Annotated in this window: 18 protein-coding genes; 7 read left to right on the forward strand and 11 right to left on the reverse strand. The window is 57.8% G+C overall.

The annotated features are described in order from the left end of the window. Positions 1-20: 20 nt before the first annotated feature. The 3 genes from TRIHO_RS12640 to TRIHO_RS12650 form a co-directional block, all read right to left on the reverse strand. Positions 21-1,244 carry a multidrug effflux MFS transporter gene (locus TRIHO_RS12640; RefSeq protein WP_068244086.1) on the reverse strand — a complete coding sequence of 408 codons (1,224 nt, stop codon included), beginning with the start codon at positions 1,242-1,244 and terminating at the stop codon, positions 21-23. A gap of 190 nt (positions 1,245-1,434) precedes the next feature. Next, entirely contained in the window at positions 1,435-2,130 is a 696-nt protein-coding gene (locus tag TRIHO_RS12645; RefSeq protein WP_068244089.1) for a DsbA family oxidoreductase, read from the reverse strand. Between the two features lie 3 nt (positions 2,131-2,133). Further along, a complete protein-coding gene (locus TRIHO_RS12650; RefSeq protein WP_068244098.1) occupies positions 2,134-3,642 on the reverse strand; it encodes a class I adenylate-forming enzyme family protein in 1,509 nt (502 codons plus the stop codon). A 77-nt stretch (positions 3,643-3,719) separates the two neighbouring features. On the opposite strand from TRIHO_RS12650, the gene TRIHO_RS12655 reads away from it, so the two are divergent. Continuing rightward, positions 3,720-4,343 carry a helix-turn-helix domain-containing protein gene (locus TRIHO_RS12655; protein WP_068244101.1) on the forward strand — a complete coding sequence of 208 codons (624 nt, stop codon included), beginning with the start codon at positions 3,720-3,722 and terminating at the stop codon, positions 4,341-4,343. A 9-nt stretch (positions 4,344-4,352) separates the two neighbouring features. Here the strand turns inward: TRIHO_RS12655 and TRIHO_RS12660 are convergent, their stop codons facing one another. Then, positions 4,353-4,595, reverse strand: a complete 243-nt coding sequence (locus tag TRIHO_RS12660; RefSeq protein WP_068244108.1) for a hypothetical protein — start codon at positions 4,593-4,595, stop codon at positions 4,353-4,355. Positions 4,596-5,141: 546 nt separating this feature from the next. Continuing rightward, a complete protein-coding gene (locus tag TRIHO_RS12665) occupies positions 5,142-6,968 on the reverse strand; it encodes an extracellular solute-binding protein (RefSeq protein WP_068244111.1) in 1,827 nt (608 codons plus the stop codon). Positions 6,969-7,317: 349 nt separating this feature from the next. Between TRIHO_RS12665 and TRIHO_RS12670 the strand changes: the two genes are divergently transcribed. After that, the gene (locus TRIHO_RS12670; RefSeq protein WP_068244114.1) at positions 7,318-8,091 is read left to right on the forward strand and encodes a 3-hydroxybutyrate dehydrogenase; all 774 of its coding nucleotides are present in this window, start codon (positions 7,318-7,320) and stop codon (positions 8,089-8,091) included. A 67-nt stretch (positions 8,092-8,158) separates the two neighbouring features. Next, a complete protein-coding gene (locus TRIHO_RS12675) occupies positions 8,159-9,187 on the forward strand; it encodes a patatin-like phospholipase family protein (RefSeq protein WP_068244117.1) in 1,029 nt (342 codons plus the stop codon). A gap of 20 nt (positions 9,188-9,207) precedes the next feature. Here the strand turns inward: TRIHO_RS12675 and TRIHO_RS12680 are convergent, their stop codons facing one another. The 4 genes from TRIHO_RS12680 to TRIHO_RS12695 all read right to left on the reverse strand — a co-directional run bounded on the left by TRIHO_RS12680 (position 9,208) and on the right by TRIHO_RS12695 (position 12,716). Then, a complete protein-coding gene (locus tag TRIHO_RS12680) occupies positions 9,208-9,906 on the reverse strand; it encodes a DUF502 domain-containing protein (protein WP_068244120.1) in 699 nt (232 codons plus the stop codon). Positions 9,907-9,992: 86 nt separating this feature from the next. Further along, positions 9,993-10,901: a pseudouridine-5'-phosphate glycosidase gene (locus tag TRIHO_RS12685; protein ID WP_068244123.1), complete on the reverse strand. Its 909-nt coding sequence runs from the start codon at positions 10,899-10,901 to the stop codon at positions 9,993-9,995. Next, positions 10,898-11,806 carry a PfkB family carbohydrate kinase gene (locus tag TRIHO_RS12690; RefSeq protein ID WP_068244126.1) on the reverse strand — a complete coding sequence of 303 codons (909 nt, stop codon included), beginning with the start codon at positions 11,804-11,806 and terminating at the stop codon, positions 10,898-10,900. The genes TRIHO_RS12685 and TRIHO_RS12690 overlap by 4 nt, the downstream gene beginning before the upstream one ends. A gap of 37 nt (positions 11,807-11,843) precedes the next feature. Then, complete coding sequence (locus TRIHO_RS12695) at positions 11,844-12,716, reverse strand: DUF4198 domain-containing protein (protein WP_082705130.1); 873 nt, start codon at positions 12,714-12,716, stop codon at positions 11,844-11,846. Between TRIHO_RS12695 and TRIHO_RS12700 the strand changes: the two genes are divergently transcribed. Then, positions 12,715-13,803: a HupE/UreJ family protein gene (locus TRIHO_RS12700; protein ID WP_068244450.1), complete on the forward strand. Its 1,089-nt coding sequence runs from the start codon at positions 12,715-12,717 to the stop codon at positions 13,801-13,803. The two genes, TRIHO_RS12695 and TRIHO_RS12700, sit on opposite strands and share 2 nt — an antisense overlap. 51 nt (positions 13,804-13,854) lie before the next feature. Here the strand turns inward: TRIHO_RS12700 and TRIHO_RS12705 are convergent, their stop codons facing one another. Beyond that, positions 13,855-14,487 (reverse strand): thiamine phosphate synthase, encoded by a 633-nt coding sequence (locus TRIHO_RS12705; protein ID WP_068244132.1) that lies wholly within the window; start codon positions 14,485-14,487, stop codon positions 13,855-13,857. A gap of 154 nt (positions 14,488-14,641) precedes the next feature. On the opposite strand from TRIHO_RS12705, the gene TRIHO_RS12710 reads away from it, so the two are divergent. The 3 genes from TRIHO_RS12710 (at position 14,642) to TRIHO_RS12720 (ending at position 18,075) form a co-directional block, all read left to right on the forward strand. Further along, positions 14,642-15,391, forward strand: coding sequence for an RNA methyltransferase (locus TRIHO_RS12710; RefSeq protein ID WP_068244135.1), 750 nt, complete (start codon positions 14,642-14,644; stop codon positions 15,389-15,391). A 64-nt stretch (positions 15,392-15,455) separates the two neighbouring features. Next, a complete protein-coding gene (ctaA, locus tag TRIHO_RS12715) occupies positions 15,456-16,601 on the forward strand; it encodes a heme A synthase (protein WP_068244137.1) in 1,146 nt (381 codons plus the stop codon). A 4-nt stretch (positions 16,602-16,605) separates the two neighbouring features. Next, on the forward strand, positions 16,606-18,075 hold the full coding sequence (locus TRIHO_RS12720; protein WP_068244140.1) for a carboxypeptidase M32: 1,470 nt from the start codon (positions 16,606-16,608) through the stop codon (positions 18,073-18,075). Positions 18,076-18,108: 33 nt separating this feature from the next. Here TRIHO_RS12720 and TRIHO_RS12725 read toward each other — a convergent pair whose 3' ends face one another. Further along, on the reverse strand, positions 18,109-18,459 hold the full coding sequence (locus TRIHO_RS12725) for a DUF6614 family protein (protein ID WP_068244143.1): 351 nt from the start codon (positions 18,457-18,459) through the stop codon (positions 18,109-18,111). Positions 18,460-18,588: the final 129 nt, after the last annotated feature.

An 18,588-nucleotide genomic window follows, 5' to 3' on the forward strand; every position in this document is an offset into this window, starting at 1 on the left:
TGCCTTGGCAAGAGGGGCGTCTAAGCGGGTGCGACGGTTTCCTCGACCCGCGCCATCCAGATCATGGTGACAAAGGCAAGGATCGCAGTGCAAAGAACGCCGCCGACCATCGGCACAATGGTCCCGTCGAACAGTAGTCCGATTGGCGATGCCAGAAGAGCGGCAGCAACGGTCGAAATCGCTCCCATGACCGAAGCCGCCATGCCAGCGATGTGGCCCATCGGCTCCATCGCGATGGCGTTCAAGTTCCCGAGGGTCAGGCCGACCATGAAGAACACGCTGGTTTGCCAGGCGACGAAAATGTAGAAGACCAGAGGGTCCGAGATTGGCACGCTGGTCAGCATGAACATCAGGCCACTGCCGATGATCTGCACGCCAAGCGCCCAGGTTACCATCCGCCGCATTCCAACCCGCCCGACAAGGGACGCATTCAAAAAACTGGCCGAGCCGGCAAGAAGCGCGACGACCATGAACCAGACCGGAAAACTCTCTGCGCGATCATAGACCACTTCGTAGACAGGTTGAATCATGATGATGATGGTAAACAACATGGTCATGCAGAAGGTCTGAGCCAGGATCGACAGGCGAACAGTCGGATGCCGGACCATTTCACTAAGCGCGGCAATAAGATGCGGCAAACGAAACGGCCGTCGGTCCGATTTTTTCAAAGGCTCTTCGAGGCGAATTCCCATCCAGAGGACTGTCAGGACGGAAAACAGCGCAAAAGCTGCAAAGATCCCGCGCCAGTTTGAAATCGCAATGATCCCACTCCCCAGCAAGGGCGCAAATGCGGGTACCAGCGTAAAGATCATCATTGCAAGTGACATGATCCGTGCCATGTCGCGGCCAACGTAGAGGTCCCGCACGATGGCGATTGCAACGACCCGCGGAGCTGCGGCGCCTAGTCCCATAAGAACCCGTGAGAAAAGAATGGTTTCCAAGGACTGGCTAAAGTAGCTGGCCAGGGCGCCAAGGCAATACAGCGCCGCCCCGACATAGATGACAGGCTTGCGCCCAAACGCATCCGAGAGCGGCCCGGTAAAGAACGTGCCAACGCCCATCCCGATGACAAACGACGTGACGATCAACTGCGCGCGATTTATATCTGTCGGACTTAGCGCGGCACCGATTTCCGGCAACGCGGGCAACATCGCGTCGATGGAAAAGGCGATTGTGGCAAACATCATCGCTATCATGGCAATGAATTCACCTTGGCGGAGGGGTGGCTTGCGTGTGACGATCATTTCATAACCTCTCCCGGTGACATGAACGAGCGCGAACACCGCCCTCCAGATCTGTCACCGGTGAGATGCCGCTAACATGGAAAATCGAGACCGAAAAGTTGTTAATCTGTTAAATGTGCGCACATACATCTGTGCATAGGAAGACAGCAAGGTCCGCCGCCAACAGATCAAACAGTTTTCTCGCGAACTATTAGTGCGTTGTGGGGCTTTCTTCTTCTGAAGGTTGCTGCGCGCTGCCCAATTGTTCGCGGATATCGACAATAACCTGTGCCCAGACTTCAGGCGGTTGCGCTCCGGGGATGACGTGCTGATTGGCGACGATAAAGGTTGGAACGGAGGAAACGCCCATTTTGCGGGAATGGCTGTCACGGTTCTGAATGTCTTCGATATCATTCTCGCTGGCCAAAAGCTTTGTCACCACGTCCCGCTCCATCCCGGCAGCGGCTGCAATGTCAGCCAGAACAGCATGATCGCCAATATCCTTGCCGTCGACGAAATAGGCCTGGAATAGGCCATCAACAACCGGAGACTGTTTCGCTTCGAGCCCTGCCCAGTGGATCAGCCGGTGGGCGTCAACCGTGTTCGGGGTTCGTTTCATGGCCTCGAAATCAATGTTCACTCCGGCTGTCTCAGCGTGTTCCGCGATCTGAGCATAGACCCGTACTGCATTGTCTTTGCCTCCGAATTTCGTTTCAAGATAGGTGCGCCGATCCATACCCGAAGCAGGCATATCGGGATTGAGCTGAAAGGGGTGCCATTCGATCACGAAGGGCGCATCCGGGTATTCAGCCAGGGCGCGGTCCAGTTGGCTTTTGCCAATATAGCACCACGGGCAAATTGGGTCAGACAGAATGTCGAGTTTCACGTAAGGCAAGCTGTCAGTCATCAGTCAGTCCTCGAACAGATCAGGCAGGGAGCGCCGCAGGAGTTTCCCGTTGGCGTTGGTTGGGAAGTTGGCCAGTCTTACATAGGCCTTTGGCTGTTTGTACGCGGCCAGGGTGTGTTCTGCAAAACGCCGGAGGTCTTTTTCAGTCACGTCTGCGCGACCGTTGAAGAAGCCGACGAGGATAAAGACGCCGGGTTTGACCTCAACCTGTGAGGCGGCAAATTGTGTGACGCCATCGCAGTTTGCGAAAGCATGTTCAACCTCCAGTGGAGACAGGCGAAAACCGCCGGCGTTCATCATGTCGTCATTGCGCCCCGCATAGCAGATTTGACCAGATGCGCTCATTGTTCCCAGATCGCCGGTCAGGAACCAATCCCCCTGGAACCGTGCGCGTGTCTCTTCTTCGGCGTCGATATACCCAAGCATCAGGCCTGGGTCGTCTTTGTGAACCGCAATTGTCCCGACGGTATCGTGCGGGACTGGACCTGTCTCCCCCAGGATCGCTATGCGCCGCCCGGATTGTGGGGCGCCCATTGCGCCCGTTTCTGCCGGTCGATGCGGCGATGCCGAAATGAAGGTAGAGCATTCAGACATACCAAATGCTTCGTAGATCGGAGTTCCAACCTTGCGATGCCAGTGTTCATTGATTTCCGGGGATAGTTTTTCACCAGCGGTCAGCCCATGGCGGAGCATCGGCAGATCAGGTAAGGTGTCTGACTTTAATATTTTTCTATAAACACCCGGAACCGCTGCGAATATTGTCGCATCTGTTCGTCTCATAAGGTCGGGGAGGGTGGCGATATCCGTCCCAGATTGCGGCACAATCGCGGTTGCGCCTTCAGAGAGCGGATCCATGATGCCGGTTCCCAGAGTGAAGGTCCAGTTGAACGCGCCAGCGTGCATCAGGCGATCGTCCGGTCCCAGGTCATACCAATCCCGCACCATCATCTGGCGTGCCCAGACCGCCCGGTGAGCGTGGCCGACCGCCCTTGGGGTTCCGCCGGTACCGGAAGTGTAGACGATATATGCCAATCGCTCCGGATCGCCCAATTCAAAAGTCCAGGGCGGGGCCGCGCGCATCGAACGAATATGGTCGAGAGAGATCTCTCTGGCGTGGGGAACAGAGGCGATCTCCGGATCGCGCAGGATCCCGGCCGGCCGCAGCTCCGATACAATTCGCGCGACGTCTTGCTGAGTGAGCTGCGCAGAGGTTGGTACAGGCACCAACCCAGCCGCAATGGCGGCGAGAAATACGAGTGGGAAATCGACAGAATTCCCAAGACGCATCAGCAGAATATCGCCCGGTTTGAAGCCTGCGGTGCGAAACCCAGTTGCAATGCCGAGCACGGCGTCATTGACCTCGCGGTACGTCCAAACCGTGTCTGAGGCCTGACCCGCAATGACAAGTGCCGGATGCTCTGCACGAACAGCCGCATGTCGGAGGACATGAGCCGCAAGGTTGAATGGGGCAGGGCATGGCGGCGGGCGCCCTTGGTCATAAATGGAAAGCATATGATTTGCCTAACCTGCGATGCGAATTTGAGCAAGTCAGCGTTGCAAGGAACAACACGCGGTCCTATAGGATCTTTATGGAAGAGCGTGATCCCAAAAAACTGATTTCAATTGCTCATGCGAATGGCGACGAGAGTACTCCGGAGCCACTGGACCTGGGCGCGCGGGTGCGTGAGTTGCGCAAGCAACGGGATTGGACGCTGGAACATGCCGCAAACCAGGCGGGTCTTGCGCGTTCCACCTTGTCCAAAATCGAGAATGGGCAGATGTCACCAACCTATGATGCGCTCAAAAAGCTCGCGGTTGGTCTGGAAATCTCGGTGCCTCAGTTGTTTACACCGCCGCAGCGCGATCAAGTCAACGGTCGCATGACGGTGACAAAGTTTGGTGAAGGCTCGGCCCATGCCACTGCAACCTACGAACACGAACTGCTGGCCGATGGGTTAACACGCAAGAACATGCTGCCATATCGGGCTCGGGTGCGGGCCCGGACGCTGGATGAATTTGACGGCTGGGTACGCCACGACGGCGAGGAATTCCTCTATGTGCTCACGGGGGTCATAAAACTATTTACCGAGTTTTATGAGCCGGTAGAAATGCGTCGCGGTGATAGTGCGTATTACGATGGGGCAATGGGCCACAACGTGGTTTCGTTGAGCTCTGACGACGCCACCATTCTCTGGGTCACGTCCCTGGTCTAGGCTGAAGCCTCAGAGATGTGTGGCGTGGTGATCGCTTGGGATAAGCTCTGCGCGCAAGCTCTCCATATACAGAAAGTCGTCAATCTCTTCTCGGGCTTCCGTGAGGGAAATGCCCTGGGCCGAGGCAAGCGCCGCGACAAAGGCATCGCTTTGGGTGACCGGGCAGAGCGAAGTGTCCATGCTCATACCAGGAAAGCGCTGTCGCAGGCGCGGAAGGCTCGTGGTCAGGTCGAATTCGGTCCAATTCGTCATCTTGGCCCTCGGGTCATTGGGATACAATCCGAAACTCTGATACCCACGTTAGCAAGAAAAGATATAGGTGTCAGCGTTTCTTGAAGCTTTTGCAAAATTCCGCTGGCAGTTGCAGTTCTGTTGCAAGATCAAATTCACATTTGTGGCTGTCAGCGCTTGCGTCTGTGTTTCGACCGGAGAATGAGAAACACCACTCAGTACACTGAAAAAAAACATTAAAATGGCTGAGTCCGGGCGCGTTGTAGCGGTCTGGTTTCAGACCGTGACATCACTCCAAACCATTCAGAAACATAGCGTAAAATGACTGTTTGAGGGGATGGGCCGGGGCGCAATAGATGCGCGATCAATCTCCCCAGCGATGCAACAGGTTCAGAATCTCACCCATGTGATTCCTGTTCGCTACGGCAAAGCCTGCGTTCAGCTTACCTCAATCAGCGAGCCTCCCGGTGGTCGTCAGTATCGCGAACATCTCGAACAATTTTTTGGCTGCGGATGCGGCGAAAACCGGCCACGTCGGGCCGGCTCTCAGTTCATTTGGCGGCCAGTTTAGTCGGCAGCGGACCACCAGACTTCTGGCATGAAATGTATCCCGTCCCCGTAGATCGGAAGGGATTCGGGCAGCTTCATATTGGCATCATGGGCGATCCGGCTTGTCGCGTATTGCCAGATTGGGATCACATAGCGACCCGACGTCAGGATGCGATCCAACCCTCGGGTGGCGGCCTGAAACTCCTCAGAAGAGCTGGTGGTCAGCATATGCCGGATCATGGCCTCCGCAGCGGGGCTGTTCATGCCCATCAGGTTGCGCGAGCCGGGCGCGTCGGCCCCTTCGCTGCCCCAATAGAGCATCTGTTCGTTGCCAGGGCTGAGCGATAGGGCACGACGGAAAAAGGTCAGATCGAAATCATAGGTGTCCTGGCGTTCCACGTATTGCGCGCCATCGACAAGTTCCGTTGTCAGCGAAATACCAAGCCGTTCCAGCGCTTTTGCGTAGATCTCCACTGCTTTTTGCATTTCCTCTTCGCCGAGGTTGCCGTGTTGAAGGAGAACGCGCAGCTCGAGTGGCTCGCCATCAGCGTTTCGCAGGCGACCGTCGGAGATTGTCCAGCCTGCCTCTTCGAGAGAGGCGCGGGCGCGGCGCAAATTCTCCCGGTTGCGCTCGCTGCCGTCGCTTACGGGCAGCTCATATCCTTCGATTGCACCCGGCAAAAGCGTGTCTTTGAAGGGCTCCAGAAGTTCCAGCACCCGACCGGTGGCGGCACCGGACCCCATCGCCAGGTAGGAGTTTGAAAAATAGGATGTGATCCGCGGCAAATTCCCGCCGGTCAGCGTGTCGTTGATGAACTCAAAGTTAAACGCTTCGATCAGGGCTTGGCGCACACGCCAGTCGTCCAGCGGCGCGCGCCGTGTGTTCATCACCAGGCCAGTCATCCCCGATGGGGTTTGATCTGGAATTTCGGTCTTGACAACGGCGCCATCCTGCACGCGTGCAAAGCTGTAGTCGGTCTCCCACTTTGCGGCATTGAATTCACGCACGGCGGAAAGCTCGCCTGCTTTGAACGCTTCAAACAGAACGGTTTGGTCGCCAAAATACTCTAGGCGCATTTCGTCGAAGTTGTTGGTGCCACGGCGCAGAGCAAGTGAATTGCCCCAATAATCGGGGTCACGGCTAAATGTGATGGAGCGCCCGAGTTCAAAATCGCTGACAATATAGGGGGCGGTGCCAATCGGCACCTCGCTCGGGTCGGCATCCGCAAAGGCGACACCGTCCCACTGCTGCTTTTTCAACACCGGGCGCAAACCCGCGATCAGCGCAAGCTCTCGGTCCGTATCATTGAAGGTCAGTCGCAGACTGCGCGGGCCGGTCTGTTCGATCTTGTCGATCTTGGTCCAGAACCCGCGATACCGCAGATTGCCTTCGGTCCCAAGAGTTTCATAGGACCAAATCACATCCTCGACGGTCACCGGGGTGCCGTCGGAAAAGGTTGCTTCGGGTCTGAGGGTGAATTCCACCCAGGACCGGTCCTCGGGCGTTTCTATCGATTCGGCCAGCAATCCGTACAGGGAGAAGGGTTCGTCGTAGGAGCGGCCCATCAAACTTTCATAGGCCCAGAAGCGCAATTGCCAGGGCGGGGTGCCCTTTACGACAAACGGGTTGACGGAGTCAAAGCTGCCCAGATTTCCAAACACGATGGTCCCGCCCTTGGGCGCATCGGGGTTTACATAGGGAAGTGCGGTGAAGCCTGGTGGGAGCGCCGGAACGCCATACATGGCTATGCCATGGGATGATTCTGCGGTTGCAGAAGACACGCCTGCAAGAAGTGCGATTCCACATGCCGCCAACCGAATCCGAGAGAAAAATACTAGTCTCATTTTGAGAACAATCCTGCGCTGCCCTTATTTTCATATGTCATGACGCTATCTGCGCGCGCGGGACAATTCAAACTTTTAGCTTGGAGCGAGGCCGGAAATTGCTTATAACGGTGTCACTGCTCGATAGGTTTCTTGCCTGTATGAAACCTGCCTCAATAACTGACGCCCGCTTCGTGCGGGCGTTTTTTTTAGGGTATTACGATCTCTGATCGCCGCCGCTACGGGCTGCATTGGCGATCAGACGCCGCCAGGCGGGTCTGACATTTCCCCACAGATTGGACGTTTATTTCGCGGCTGCAGCATGCGAAGCTATGGCGCGAAACGTCCTATTCAGCTGAGGGGAGAAGTCATGTCAGTCGTAGGTAAAACCGCAGTGGTCACGGGGTCCAATTCAGGGATCGGGCTCGGGGTCGCCCGGGAGCTGGCGCGCGCCGGGATCAATGTTGTCTTGAATTCCTTTTCGGATACAGAAGAAGACCACGCTCTGGCTGCGGACCTTGCCAAGGAAACAGGGGTAGAGGTCCGATATATTCAGGCGGATATGTCCAAACCGGCCGACTGCCGCGCCCTGATCGAAAAGGCTGGCCGCTGTGATATCCTTGTCAACAACGCCGGGATCCAGCATGTCGCGCCGATCGACCAGTTTCCGACCGAAAAATGGGATGCGATCATTGCGATCAACCTCAGTTCCGCCTTTCATACCACCGCCGCAGCCTTGCCGAAAATGCGCGCTGCGGGTTGGGGACGGGTGGTCAATATCGCCTCTGCCCATGGGTTGACCGCGTCCCCGTTCAAATCCGCATATGTCGCGGCCAAACACGGGATCGTCGGTATGACGAAAGCCGTCGCGCTGGAGACCGCAGAGGAGCCGATCACCTGCAATGCCGTTTGCCCCGGCTATGTCCTGACCCCGTTGGTCGAAGCGCAAATCCCCGACACAATGGAGAAATACAACATGGGGCGCGATGAGGTCATCAAAAAGGTGATGTTGGAGCGTCAACCCTCGCGGGAGTTTGCAACGGTCGAGCAGCTGGGCGGCACGGTGAACTTCCTCTGCTCTGACGCCGCAGCGCAGATCACAGGTACAACGATCAGCGTCGACGGCGGTTGGACCGCGCTTTGATATGAACGCAGGGGCCGACAGCTGTTGTCCCCTGCCATCTGCGGACCTTTGAACCGGGAGAGAGTGAATGGTTAAACGGGTGAATCTGGCCTTGCAAGGCGGCGGTGCCCATGGGGCCTTTACCTGGGGCGTTCTGGACCGGCTGCTGGAAGACGAGGAGCTGGAAATCGCGGCGATTACCGGAACCTCGGCCGGCGCGTTGAACGGGGCTGCGTTTAAAGCGGGCATGGCGCGGGAAGGTCGGGCTGGTGCGAAACGCGCGCTGGATCAGCTTTGGGCCCGAATGGGCGCGGTGGGCGATATGCGGATGGCAAATTGGATCGCTGGATTTGATGCCAACCCCTTGTTGAACTTGCTGAAATTGACGGCGCCCTTTTCGCCGTTCGACGCGATGAGCCAGGCCGTTTCGCCCTATTCCTATGGTCCATTCTATCGCAACCCGCTGAAACCCGTCGTGGACCAGTTCGACTTTGGCGCGGTTTGCGCGGATGCAGGTCCTGACCTCTATGTTTGCGCGACGTCGGTGCAAACAGGCAAGGTGAGGGTGTTTTCCGGAACGGAAATCTCTACCGATGCGATCCTGGCCTCCGCCTGCCTGCCACATCTTTTCCAGGCGATTGAGATTCCCAATGCAAAAACCGGGGAAATCGAGGCCTATTGGGATGGAGGCTACACCGGAAATCCTGCGCTGTTTCCGCTGTTTCACGCCGATCTGCCTGACGATGTCATTGTGGTGAATATCAACCCGCTAGAACGAAAGGAGACACCCAAGGCGGCTCATGACATTTTGAACCGGGTCAATGAGATCAGTTTCAATTCGTCGCTGCTGCGCGAACTCAGAGCGATTTCATTTGTGCAAAGGCTGCTGGCCGAAGGCACCATGGAACGCGGACGGATGAAACGTGCGTTGGTTCATATGATTTCTGATGATGCCTTGATGACCAGACTGTCGGTCACGACAAAGCTCGTTCCGATCCCACAGATCCTCTTTATGCTGAAAACAGCAGGACGGACGGCGGCGGAGCGTTTCCTGATCGAGCATCACGATGATATCGGTGTCAACCAGACGGCGGACCTTGAGGCGATGTTCAGCTGACCGAGGCCCGCCTTTGATTTCTAGGCAGGTGTTTTTTCTGTTTCTGGTTCAGCGGGTTCCTTGCCGTTTGGATAAACCAGGCCCGCAGAGATGACCAATTTCGCGGCGTCTTCGACGCTCATATCCAGCTCGATCACGTCCTCTTCGGGGAAGTACAGCAGAAAACCTGAGGTCGGGTTCGGGGTCGTCGGAACAAATACGCTGATCAACCGGCCGCTGGTCTCGGCGTGGTTGAGGATCTCGCCTTTGGCGACCGTGGAAATGAACCCGATTGCCCAGATACCGCGGCGCGGATATTGAATGAGGCACGCCGTTTCAAAACTCCGCTCGGTCTGCGCAAAGACGGTTTCCGAAATCTGTTTGATGCCGGAATAGATCGACCGCACAACCGGCATGCGGCTGACCAGACGTTCGCCATAGCTGATCAACGACCGGCCAATAATCCCTTTGGCGATCCAACCGACCACGATTGTGAAAATCAAAAAGATGATCAGGCCGACGCCACGCAGGTTGATGCCGATGTATTGCTCCGGCTGGAACGTATTGGGCACCAGCGGCAGGACAACCCCGTCCACCCACCCCATGACGGTCCAGAGCAACCAGATGGTCAACCCCACCGGGGCGATGACGACGATGCCGGTTAAAAACGATGACTGCAACCGGGCCAGAAGGCCGGGGCGTCGCGGAGGCGGAGGGGTGTCGTCAAAGGGCGTGTTCATATTCAGCTGTCTGATTGGCTCGCTTGCAAGGTATGGACTGAAGTGTCCGGCGACAATGGTTTGTCTGACGCGATCCTACGAATGTTTCATAGGGTGGCCAATTCTTTAGCGATCTCGGCTGCGAGCCGGGCGTTGTTGCGGACCAGCGCGATATTTGCGACCAGTGACCGGCCTTCGGTGAGCTCAAAAATCCGCTGGAGCAAAAAGGGCGTGACCTCCTTGCCTGACACGCCCTGCGCGTCGGCTTCGGTTTGTGCTTGTGCAATGATCGGGGCAAGGATCTCGGCAGGGATTTGCGCATCTTCAGGGATGGGGTTCGCCACAAGCTGCCCCCCCGGAATGTTCATCTCGCCGCGCATGTGGTGGGCACGGGCGATTGATGCCGCGTTGTCCATGCGTAAAGGGGCTTTCAGCTCAGACGTGGCCGACCAAAACGCAGGAAAGCTGTCTTGCCGGTAGGCGATGACCGGAACGCCCTGAGTTTCAAGAACTTCCAGTGTTTTGGGCACGTCCAGGATTGCCTTGGCGCCTGCTGCAACCACGGTAACGGGTGTCTGCGCCAGCTCCAGAAGGTCGGCGGAAATGTCGAAACTGTGCTCGGCCCCCTTGTGAACGCCACCGATGCCACCGGTCGCAAAGACCTTGATCCCGGCAAGGCGCGCCGCAATCATCGTGGCGGCGACGGTGGTCGCACCGGTCCCACCGGTGGCAAGGCTGGCCGCGAAATCGGCGCGCGAGAGTTTTGCCACGCCCTGTGCCGTACCAAGGGATTGCAACGTCTCGGCGTCGAGGCCCACGTGGAGTGTGCCATCAAGGACGGCCATGGTCGCGGGTACCGCACCTAGCGAGCGAATATCATCTTCAACCTGCGCCGCAACCTCGACGTTTTGGGGGTAGGGCATGCCATGGGTAATGATGGTGCTTTCCAGCGCAACGATGGCTTTGCCTGCTGCGCGGGCGGCCTGGACTTCTGCAGAGTATTGAATGTCGATCACAGGGGAGGTTCTCCGGATACGTAAGTTGCGGCAGCGCGCAGGGCAGAAGCCAGAGCATGATCGCGGTCTTCGCCGCGCGCTTCTGCTGCGATATGGGCTGCCATGAATGTGTCGCCAGCCCCCGTGACGCGTGCCACTGTGACGCGCGGAGGGACCTGGGTGCGATGGCCGCTCTCGTCGGCCTCGGTTGCGGACCGCCCGCCATCGGTCACAAGGACGCGTGCCGCGCCCCGTGCCAACAGCGCCTTGGCGGCAACGGCACTGTCAGAGAAAACATCCTGGCACAGCAAACCGGCTTCTTCGAGGTTGACATAGAGCGTCCCGCGCCGATGCAGCAGGAAGGGGCGAAGCCGCTCGGCCTTGCCGGGCGAGGCAGGGGCGACGCGCAGATCCGCCTTGGCAAAAGCAGGATGGGTCGCGATCTCGTCCAGCAACGCCAGTTTCAGGTTGCCATCCAAAGCGATAAGCCCGGAATATGGCGTCTCGATCGTGCCCAGCGGACCGGCCACCAAGGGCCGCAGGATCTTGTCGCCGGCCGCTTCCAGCGAATGGGCATCGGCAATCGCCGCGATCAGCCCATTTGCTCCTTCGACGGCCATGTAGCGATCCGTTGGCAAGTCTTCCGACCGATAAAGGTAGCCGGTATCGAGCCCCAGATGACCGCAGGCGGTGACCAGTTCCTCTCCCTCGGCATCGCGACCAATCGAACTCAGGACAGCGGGGCTCATACCAAAACGGGCCAGGGTCATCGCGATGTTCATTGCGACACCGCCTGGCAAACGTGTGATACGGCCGGGCATATCGGACCCGCATTGCATTTCTGACGTGCTGCGGCCGATGATGTCCCAAAGGACGGAGCCGATGCACAGGATGTCAGGCGCGGAACGTGAAATGGGCATTGTCATGTCGCTGTCTTGCCCCCTTTGGACGCGCCCCGCAAGCCTATTCAGGCGCGGCAAAGGTCAGGGAGGCCCAGTAGGTCTGCCAGACGGCATCTGCGCCCTCTGGGGCAGCATCAAAGGCGACCGCATCCAGCAGGTATCTGTCCCCCGGACTGAGGCGGAGACTGATGCGCCCTTCGGCATTGGTCCAAAGATGCGAGACGGTGACGTCGTCGGTTCGGGATTTTTGAAAAACCGTGACTTTGACCGCAGGCTGAAGCGTTTGGTCCAAACGCAGTTCGACCTGCATCTCGCTGTTGAATGATGGGTCATAAGGGTTTGTGAGCGCAATAAATTCGGTCTTCATACCAAAGGAATGATCGGTGCCCAGACCCTCCCCAACCGCAAGCAAGGCCTTGGCATGGCGGGTGTAGATCTCGGTGAAGTTCTCAACCTGCAGACCGCGCGCGCGATGGGAGTCGACAACATCAGCGCGCCCCTTGTCCAAAGCGAACGCGCGAAATTCTTCCAGCGTCTCATATGTGATGGTGGCCGGTGTGGTTTCGTGTACGACTGACACCAGCCCCTCCGGCAAGCCATCGCTCTGGTAGGCTGGAAAATCTCCGGTTCGCCCGACGTAGCGCAATATTTGGCTTTCATGATGCAGCTCAAAGCGGGCAATATTATTGGGCAGGTAGGGGAGTTTGGTGCCGTGGAACGACTGACCGTTACGCAGATCGACGGACACCGGCTGATCGGGCGAAAACAGATACGGCTCTGCATCGAGCCAGAATTCATGCGCCGACGCGGGCAACGATGTTCCGAGAACCGGCAACAAAAGTAGAATGAGGCGGAGAGCGTTCATGTATGAATTTGGCCTATATTTCGGGCGGATACGCGCGATATTGCATGTGTTCTTCCTGGTTGGCGCCATGGCATGTCTTGGCCTCGGCGGGACCAGGAGCGAAGCGCATGAGCTGACGCCGACAATCGTGGATTTCCGCACAGTTGACACCCAGATTGCCATGCGGATCCGCATGAACCTAGAGGCTTTTGCCTCCGGCATGGATCTTGACACGGTTGTGAACACCGAGAGCGCAGAGCAGGCAGCGCAGTATCAGGCGTTGCGGATCCTGGAGCCAGACGCGCTTGGCCAAGTGGCCGCCGAATTTGCGCAGACCTGGCTGCCGACCGTCGAAGTCGAGGCGGCCCAGCCGCTTACGCTCAGACTTGAAGGCGTGGAGGTTGAGCCGGTCGGAGATCCGGAATTGCCCCGCGCGACCTTTCTTGTTGTGCAAGCCGATTTACCCGCCGGGGCCAATCAGATGACCCTGCGATGGCCTGAGGGAGCTGGGGGGCTGGTTCTGCGGCAACATGATGTCGAAGCACCCTACACGGGGTTCCATCTCGGAGGAGAGACGACGCCACTAATCGGGCTTCTGGGCGGTGGGCAGATGACCCCAGGAGAAGCCTTTGCGGCCTATATTCCAATCGGTTTCGACCATATCCTGCCACAGGGCCTTGACCATATTCTGTTTGTCCTGGGCCTGTTCTTTTTCAGCGCCCGCTTGCGTCCGCTTCTTTGGCAAATCAGCGCATTTACACTCGCCCATACGATCACATTGGGCATGGCAACGCTGGGTTGGGTCACCGTGAGCGGGGCAATCGTCGAACCGCTGATTGCTGCGTCAATCGTCTTTGTCGCGGTCGAGAATATCTTTGTCCGCAAATTGCACCTGTGGCGGCCCGTGGTGATCTTTGGCTTCGGGCTGCTGCATGGGCTAGGGTTCGCGTCGGTCCTGGGGGACTTCGGGCTCCCGAGCGAGGCAATCGTGCCGGCGTTGCTCGGCTTTAATGTCGGTGTCGAACTGGGACAGCTGACAGTGGTCGCCATTGCATTTGGGTTGGTGGGGTTTTGGTTCGGAAAACACCCCAAATATCGCGGTCGCGTGGCCATTCCGGCCTCCGCGACGATCGCCGTTGTCGGCGCTTACTGGTTTGTCGAACGGGTGTTTCTGTGATCGAAACAGCGGGCAAGGGCGCTATGTGGCGCCCTCGCTGGCTTTTTCGGGTCAGCCCATCACGGCCTGCAGCGCCTTGAGGGCTGCCGACGGATCCTGCTCGCGCCAGATTTCCTCGCCGATGGCAAAGAAATCGGTGAAGGGCGCGACTGCGCGGATAGTGTCGAGGCTCAGACCGCCTTCGGCAACAATCGGAACTTCGATCATTTCCGACCACCATTGAAACAGGTCGAGTTCGGCCATGGCGCCGTCGCCGAGGCCCGAGGCCCCCACAGGGCCAAAGCAGACATAGTCCGCCCCGGCTTCACCGGCGGAAATGCCTTCGTGGCGGGAGGCGCCGCAAAAGCTGCCGACAATGGCATCCGGACCCAGGGCCTTGCGAGCAGCCCGCACCGATTTGGACGCCTCGGTGAGGTGGACACCATCCAGACCCAGCCGCTCCGCCAGGATCTGGTGATCCGAGATCACCAAAGCGATGTCGCGCGTATGGGTGACCTCGCGCAGCGCATCAGCGGATCGGCTAAGGGTGTCCTCGTCCCGGCTGACGAGATCCAGACGAACGCAAGCCACGTCGACGGCGTCCAGAACACGGGCCAGTTGGCCGGGAAACTGACCCAGCTCGAAACTGGGCGGTGTGACGAGATAAATCTGCGGCTGCTCTGATGTCTGCTCTGCGCTGTCCATTGTCAGGGCTCCTGTTGGCATGATTTGCGGGTATCTACCGGAAATCCTGTGCAACGCAAGGATGACGCGCATTGTTTACGCGAATATCGCGGCGCCAAGGCTTGCCCCTTTGAGGCGCAGACAGTATGGCAAATGCGGTTTTCCGGAGTCCCCAATGCCCACAGATACCCCACAGCCCAAATTTGTCCTTGTCCGTCCCCAGATGGGTGAGAATATCGGCGCCGCCGCGCGCGCGATGTGGAATTTCGGGCTGGATCGGATGTGCGTTGTTGCCCCCCGCGACGGCTGGCCCAATCCCAATGCCGTTGCAATGGCCTCGGGGGCGGGGCGGTTGCTGGACGAGGCACAGCTATCGCCAGATTTGCCCGCGGCGTTATCGGATTGCACCTATGTTTTTGCGACCACCGCCCGGCCGCGCGAGTTGACCAAACCCGTTTTCAGCCCCGAAGGCGCGATGAAGAAAGCCGCGCAACTCATTGCCAATGGCGAAAAAGTCGCGGTTCTCTTTGGGCCTGAGCGCGCTGGATTGGAAAATGATGACGTGGCGCGGGCGAATGCGATCATTACCGTGCCAGTGAACCCGGCGTTTGCCTCGCTGAACCTTGCTCAATGTGTGCTGCTGATGGGCTATGAATGGCGGCGTCAGATTGAACAAGTCCCGGAGGAGGTCTTCGAACTGGGCAAAGCCGACTGGGCCACCGGTCAGGATGTCGAAGCGCTGGTGGCGCATTACGAGGATCGATTGACAGAGGCCGGGTTTTTCTTTCCGCCAGAAAAAGCAGAAGGCATGAAAACCGTTTTCCGCAATCTTTGGAGCCGCATGCGGCTGACGCGGGCGGATGTGCAGTTGCTGCATGGGGTGATGCGACAGATGGTCCGCTGGAAGAACAGCGGAACAGATTAACTCTTGCTGGACCTTTGCAGACCCAGACCCTAGCGTCTCTGCCAGATGAAGAAATGAGGCCAAGATGAGCGACCGCAAGATTTTTGAGGAGGTGTCCAAGGGCGCCGCCCAAGCTGACAGTCCGACACCGGGTGGGATCGACAGAGGGCATGGCGGTGCGCGCAAGGCGATCCGTGCGTGGTTGGCGGTTCTGTTCGCTCTTGTGGTCGCCATGATCGTGGTCGGCGGTTTGACGCGCCTCACCGACTCTGGTCTGTCCATCACCGATTGGCGACCAGTCACTGGCGCGCTTCCCCCGATGACAGAGGCAGACTGGCAGGCGGAGTTCGAGAAATATAAGCAAATCGACCAGTTCCACATCATGAATAAGTGGATGGAACTATCTGATTTCAAACAAATATATTGGTGGGAGTGGGGGCATCGTCAACTGGGTCGTGTCGTTGGCCTGGTTTGGGCGCTCGGCTACCTCGGGTTTCTGGCCACGCGCAGCATTCCAAAAGGTTGGAGTCTGCGCCTGCTGCTGCCGGGAGCGCTCGGGCTGTTGCAGGGTGCTATTGGATTTTGGATGGTGCATTCTGGTGTGACCCAGGGCGAAGGGACGACAGCTGTTGCCTCTTATCGACTGGCAACACACCTCGGGCTTGCATTTATCATTCTAGGTTATCTGTCCTGGTTTATTTTCCTGCTCGGGCGCCAGGAAGGAAATCTGTTGCAGATGCGGCGACTGAAAGAGGCAAAACTCTTCGGCCTTTCGACAGGTCTTCTGCATTTCGCCTTTCTTCAAATCCTGATCGGGGCACTGGTGGCTGGAATTGATGCCGGACGGTCCTACACCGATTGGCCGCTGATGGGCGGGCAGCTGTTGCCGCCACGTCCTTTCATGATTGAACCGATTTGGAAAAACCTCTTTGAAAATCCTGGGTTGGTTCAGTTCATTCACCGGGTGGTCGGCTATGTCCTGTTTGCTTTTGGCATCGTTGTCTGGCTGCGCGGTCGCCGCAGTGCCCATGCTGCGACCCGGTTTGCCTTCAATTCCGTCATCGCCGGACTGACCCTGCAAGTTGCAATTGGCATCGTCACCGTATTGACGGCCGCACCGCTCTTAATTGCAATCGTTCACCAAGCCGGTGCGGTTCTGGTTTTTGTGCTGATCTTGCGGGCGCGTTTCCTTTCCGCCTATCCATCTACGACGTCAATCAAAGGGCATTGATGATATGAATTCTTTTGACCAACTGATTGCATTCGAAAGAGAAACCCAGGCGTTGGGGCAGATCGCAGGCCGTTTGGGCTGGGATCAGGAAACAATGATGCCCAGAGGCGCCGCATCGCAGCGCGGCGAAGAGATGGCGGCCATCGAAGGCGTGCTTCATGCCCGCCGGAGTGACCCGCGTGTCGCGGAGTGGCTTGAAACAGCTGCGGCCCCGGACGAAGTGGGAGCCGCACAGCTTCGCAATATCCGGCGGGCTTATGAGCGGGCAGTCAAAGTGCCGGGAACTCTCGCCAGCCGCATTGCGCGCGTCACCTCCGAAGCGCAAGGGAAATGGGCCCAGGCGCGCGCCGACGAGGACGTTGCGAGTTTTCTTCCGGTGCTTTCTGAAATCGTTGCATTGAAACGCCAGGAAGGTCAGGCCCTGGCGGGGGACGGGAACCTCTATGATGCCATGGTCGAAGATTACGAACAGGGCACAACCGCTGATGAGATCGCAAAAATATTTGATGCCATGCGCCCAGAGCTGGTGGCGCTTCGGGCCCGTGTTCTGGAACGTCCTCAGCCCGCAGGTCTGACGGGCCACTTTGATGAGACAAAGCAAATGGCCATGGCACGAAAAATCGCCGAGGCTTTTGGTTATGACATGAACCACGGTCGTCTCGACAAAGCCGTGCATCCCTTCAGTTCGGGCAGCGGTCTGGATGTGCGGATCACCACGCGGACGAACGCGGCCGACCCCTTCAATTGCCTTTATTCCACCATCCACGAGGTGGGGCACGCGGCTTACGAACAAAACATCGATCGGGCCTATCTGTTGACCGCATTAGGCAGCGGCGTTTCGATGGGGGTTCATGAAAGCCAAAGCCGTATTTATGAAAATCAACTGGGGCGAAGCAGAGCCTTTACCGGATGGCTTTTTGCAGAAATGACCGAGGTTTTTGGCGATATCGGGCTCCCGGATGCCAATGCGTTTTATGCTGCGGTCAACTGTGTTCAAAACGGCTATATCCGGACCGAGTCCGACGAACTTCAGTACAATCTTCACATCATGCTGCGGTTTGATCTCGAACGGGCGCTGATGCTCGGTGATCTGGATGTCGAAAATTTGGAAGCGGCCTGGAACGACCGGTTCTTTGCGGATTTTGGCTATCAGGTCGACAAACCTTCGAATGGATGCCTGCAAGATGTACATTGGTCGGTCGGATTGTTCGGCTATTTCCCGACCTACGCATTGGGCAATGTCTATGCCGGGTGTCTGAACGAGGCGTTGCGGCAGCAGGTCCCGGATCTGGACGCACAGCTGGCAATCGGCGATACAACGGCGGCAACCACATGGCTGCGGGACAATCTTCAGACGTTCGGAGGTCTGCGCGACCCGCGTGCGACCATTGCACATGCGACGGGGCAAGAGCCCGATCATGCCCCGCTGATGCGCTACCTCGACGCCAAGTTTTCCGCGATCTACGCTCTGTAACGTCGCAGGCGGTATTGGTGGAGCATTGAGCGCTTAAATCAGGGCCATTCTTTCGGCGCGTTCTGGATCCGGAAACGGTCGGAAAAGCCCGAACTCGGCTTTGGCGATAAGGGCGCTGACATTGGCATAAAGGCGCGCCACCTCTTCGTCATGCTCGCCCAGAATACGGAAGGCTTGATCAAGCTGCGACATATCCGTGAACTCGATTTCGAGCAGGAAATCCCTGCATGAGTCGTTCGCCAGGTTCAGCTTGCGGCGCAACAGCCGCCAGTTCGTGATGGCGGATCTGCCCTTGAGGTATTCCATCCATTGTTCCACCGCGCTGGCAAAAGCAAGCGCCTTTGCCTCGTGCAGCAGATCAATCTGACAATGATAGAGGTTCATGACCCACTCCTTACAACTCGCACAACGACCTGATCAGGATCGTGCCGCAAATTGATGAGGGATTGGTAAAGACAAAACGCCGTCCCGAACTGTGTCGGGACGGCGTTTTGCGTTAACTTCGGCAGGTAA

The sequence above is a fragment of the Tritonibacter horizontis genome (assembly GCF_001518015.1).
Lineage (GTDB): Bacteria > Pseudomonadota > Alphaproteobacteria > Rhodobacterales > Rhodobacteraceae > Epibacterium > Epibacterium horizontis.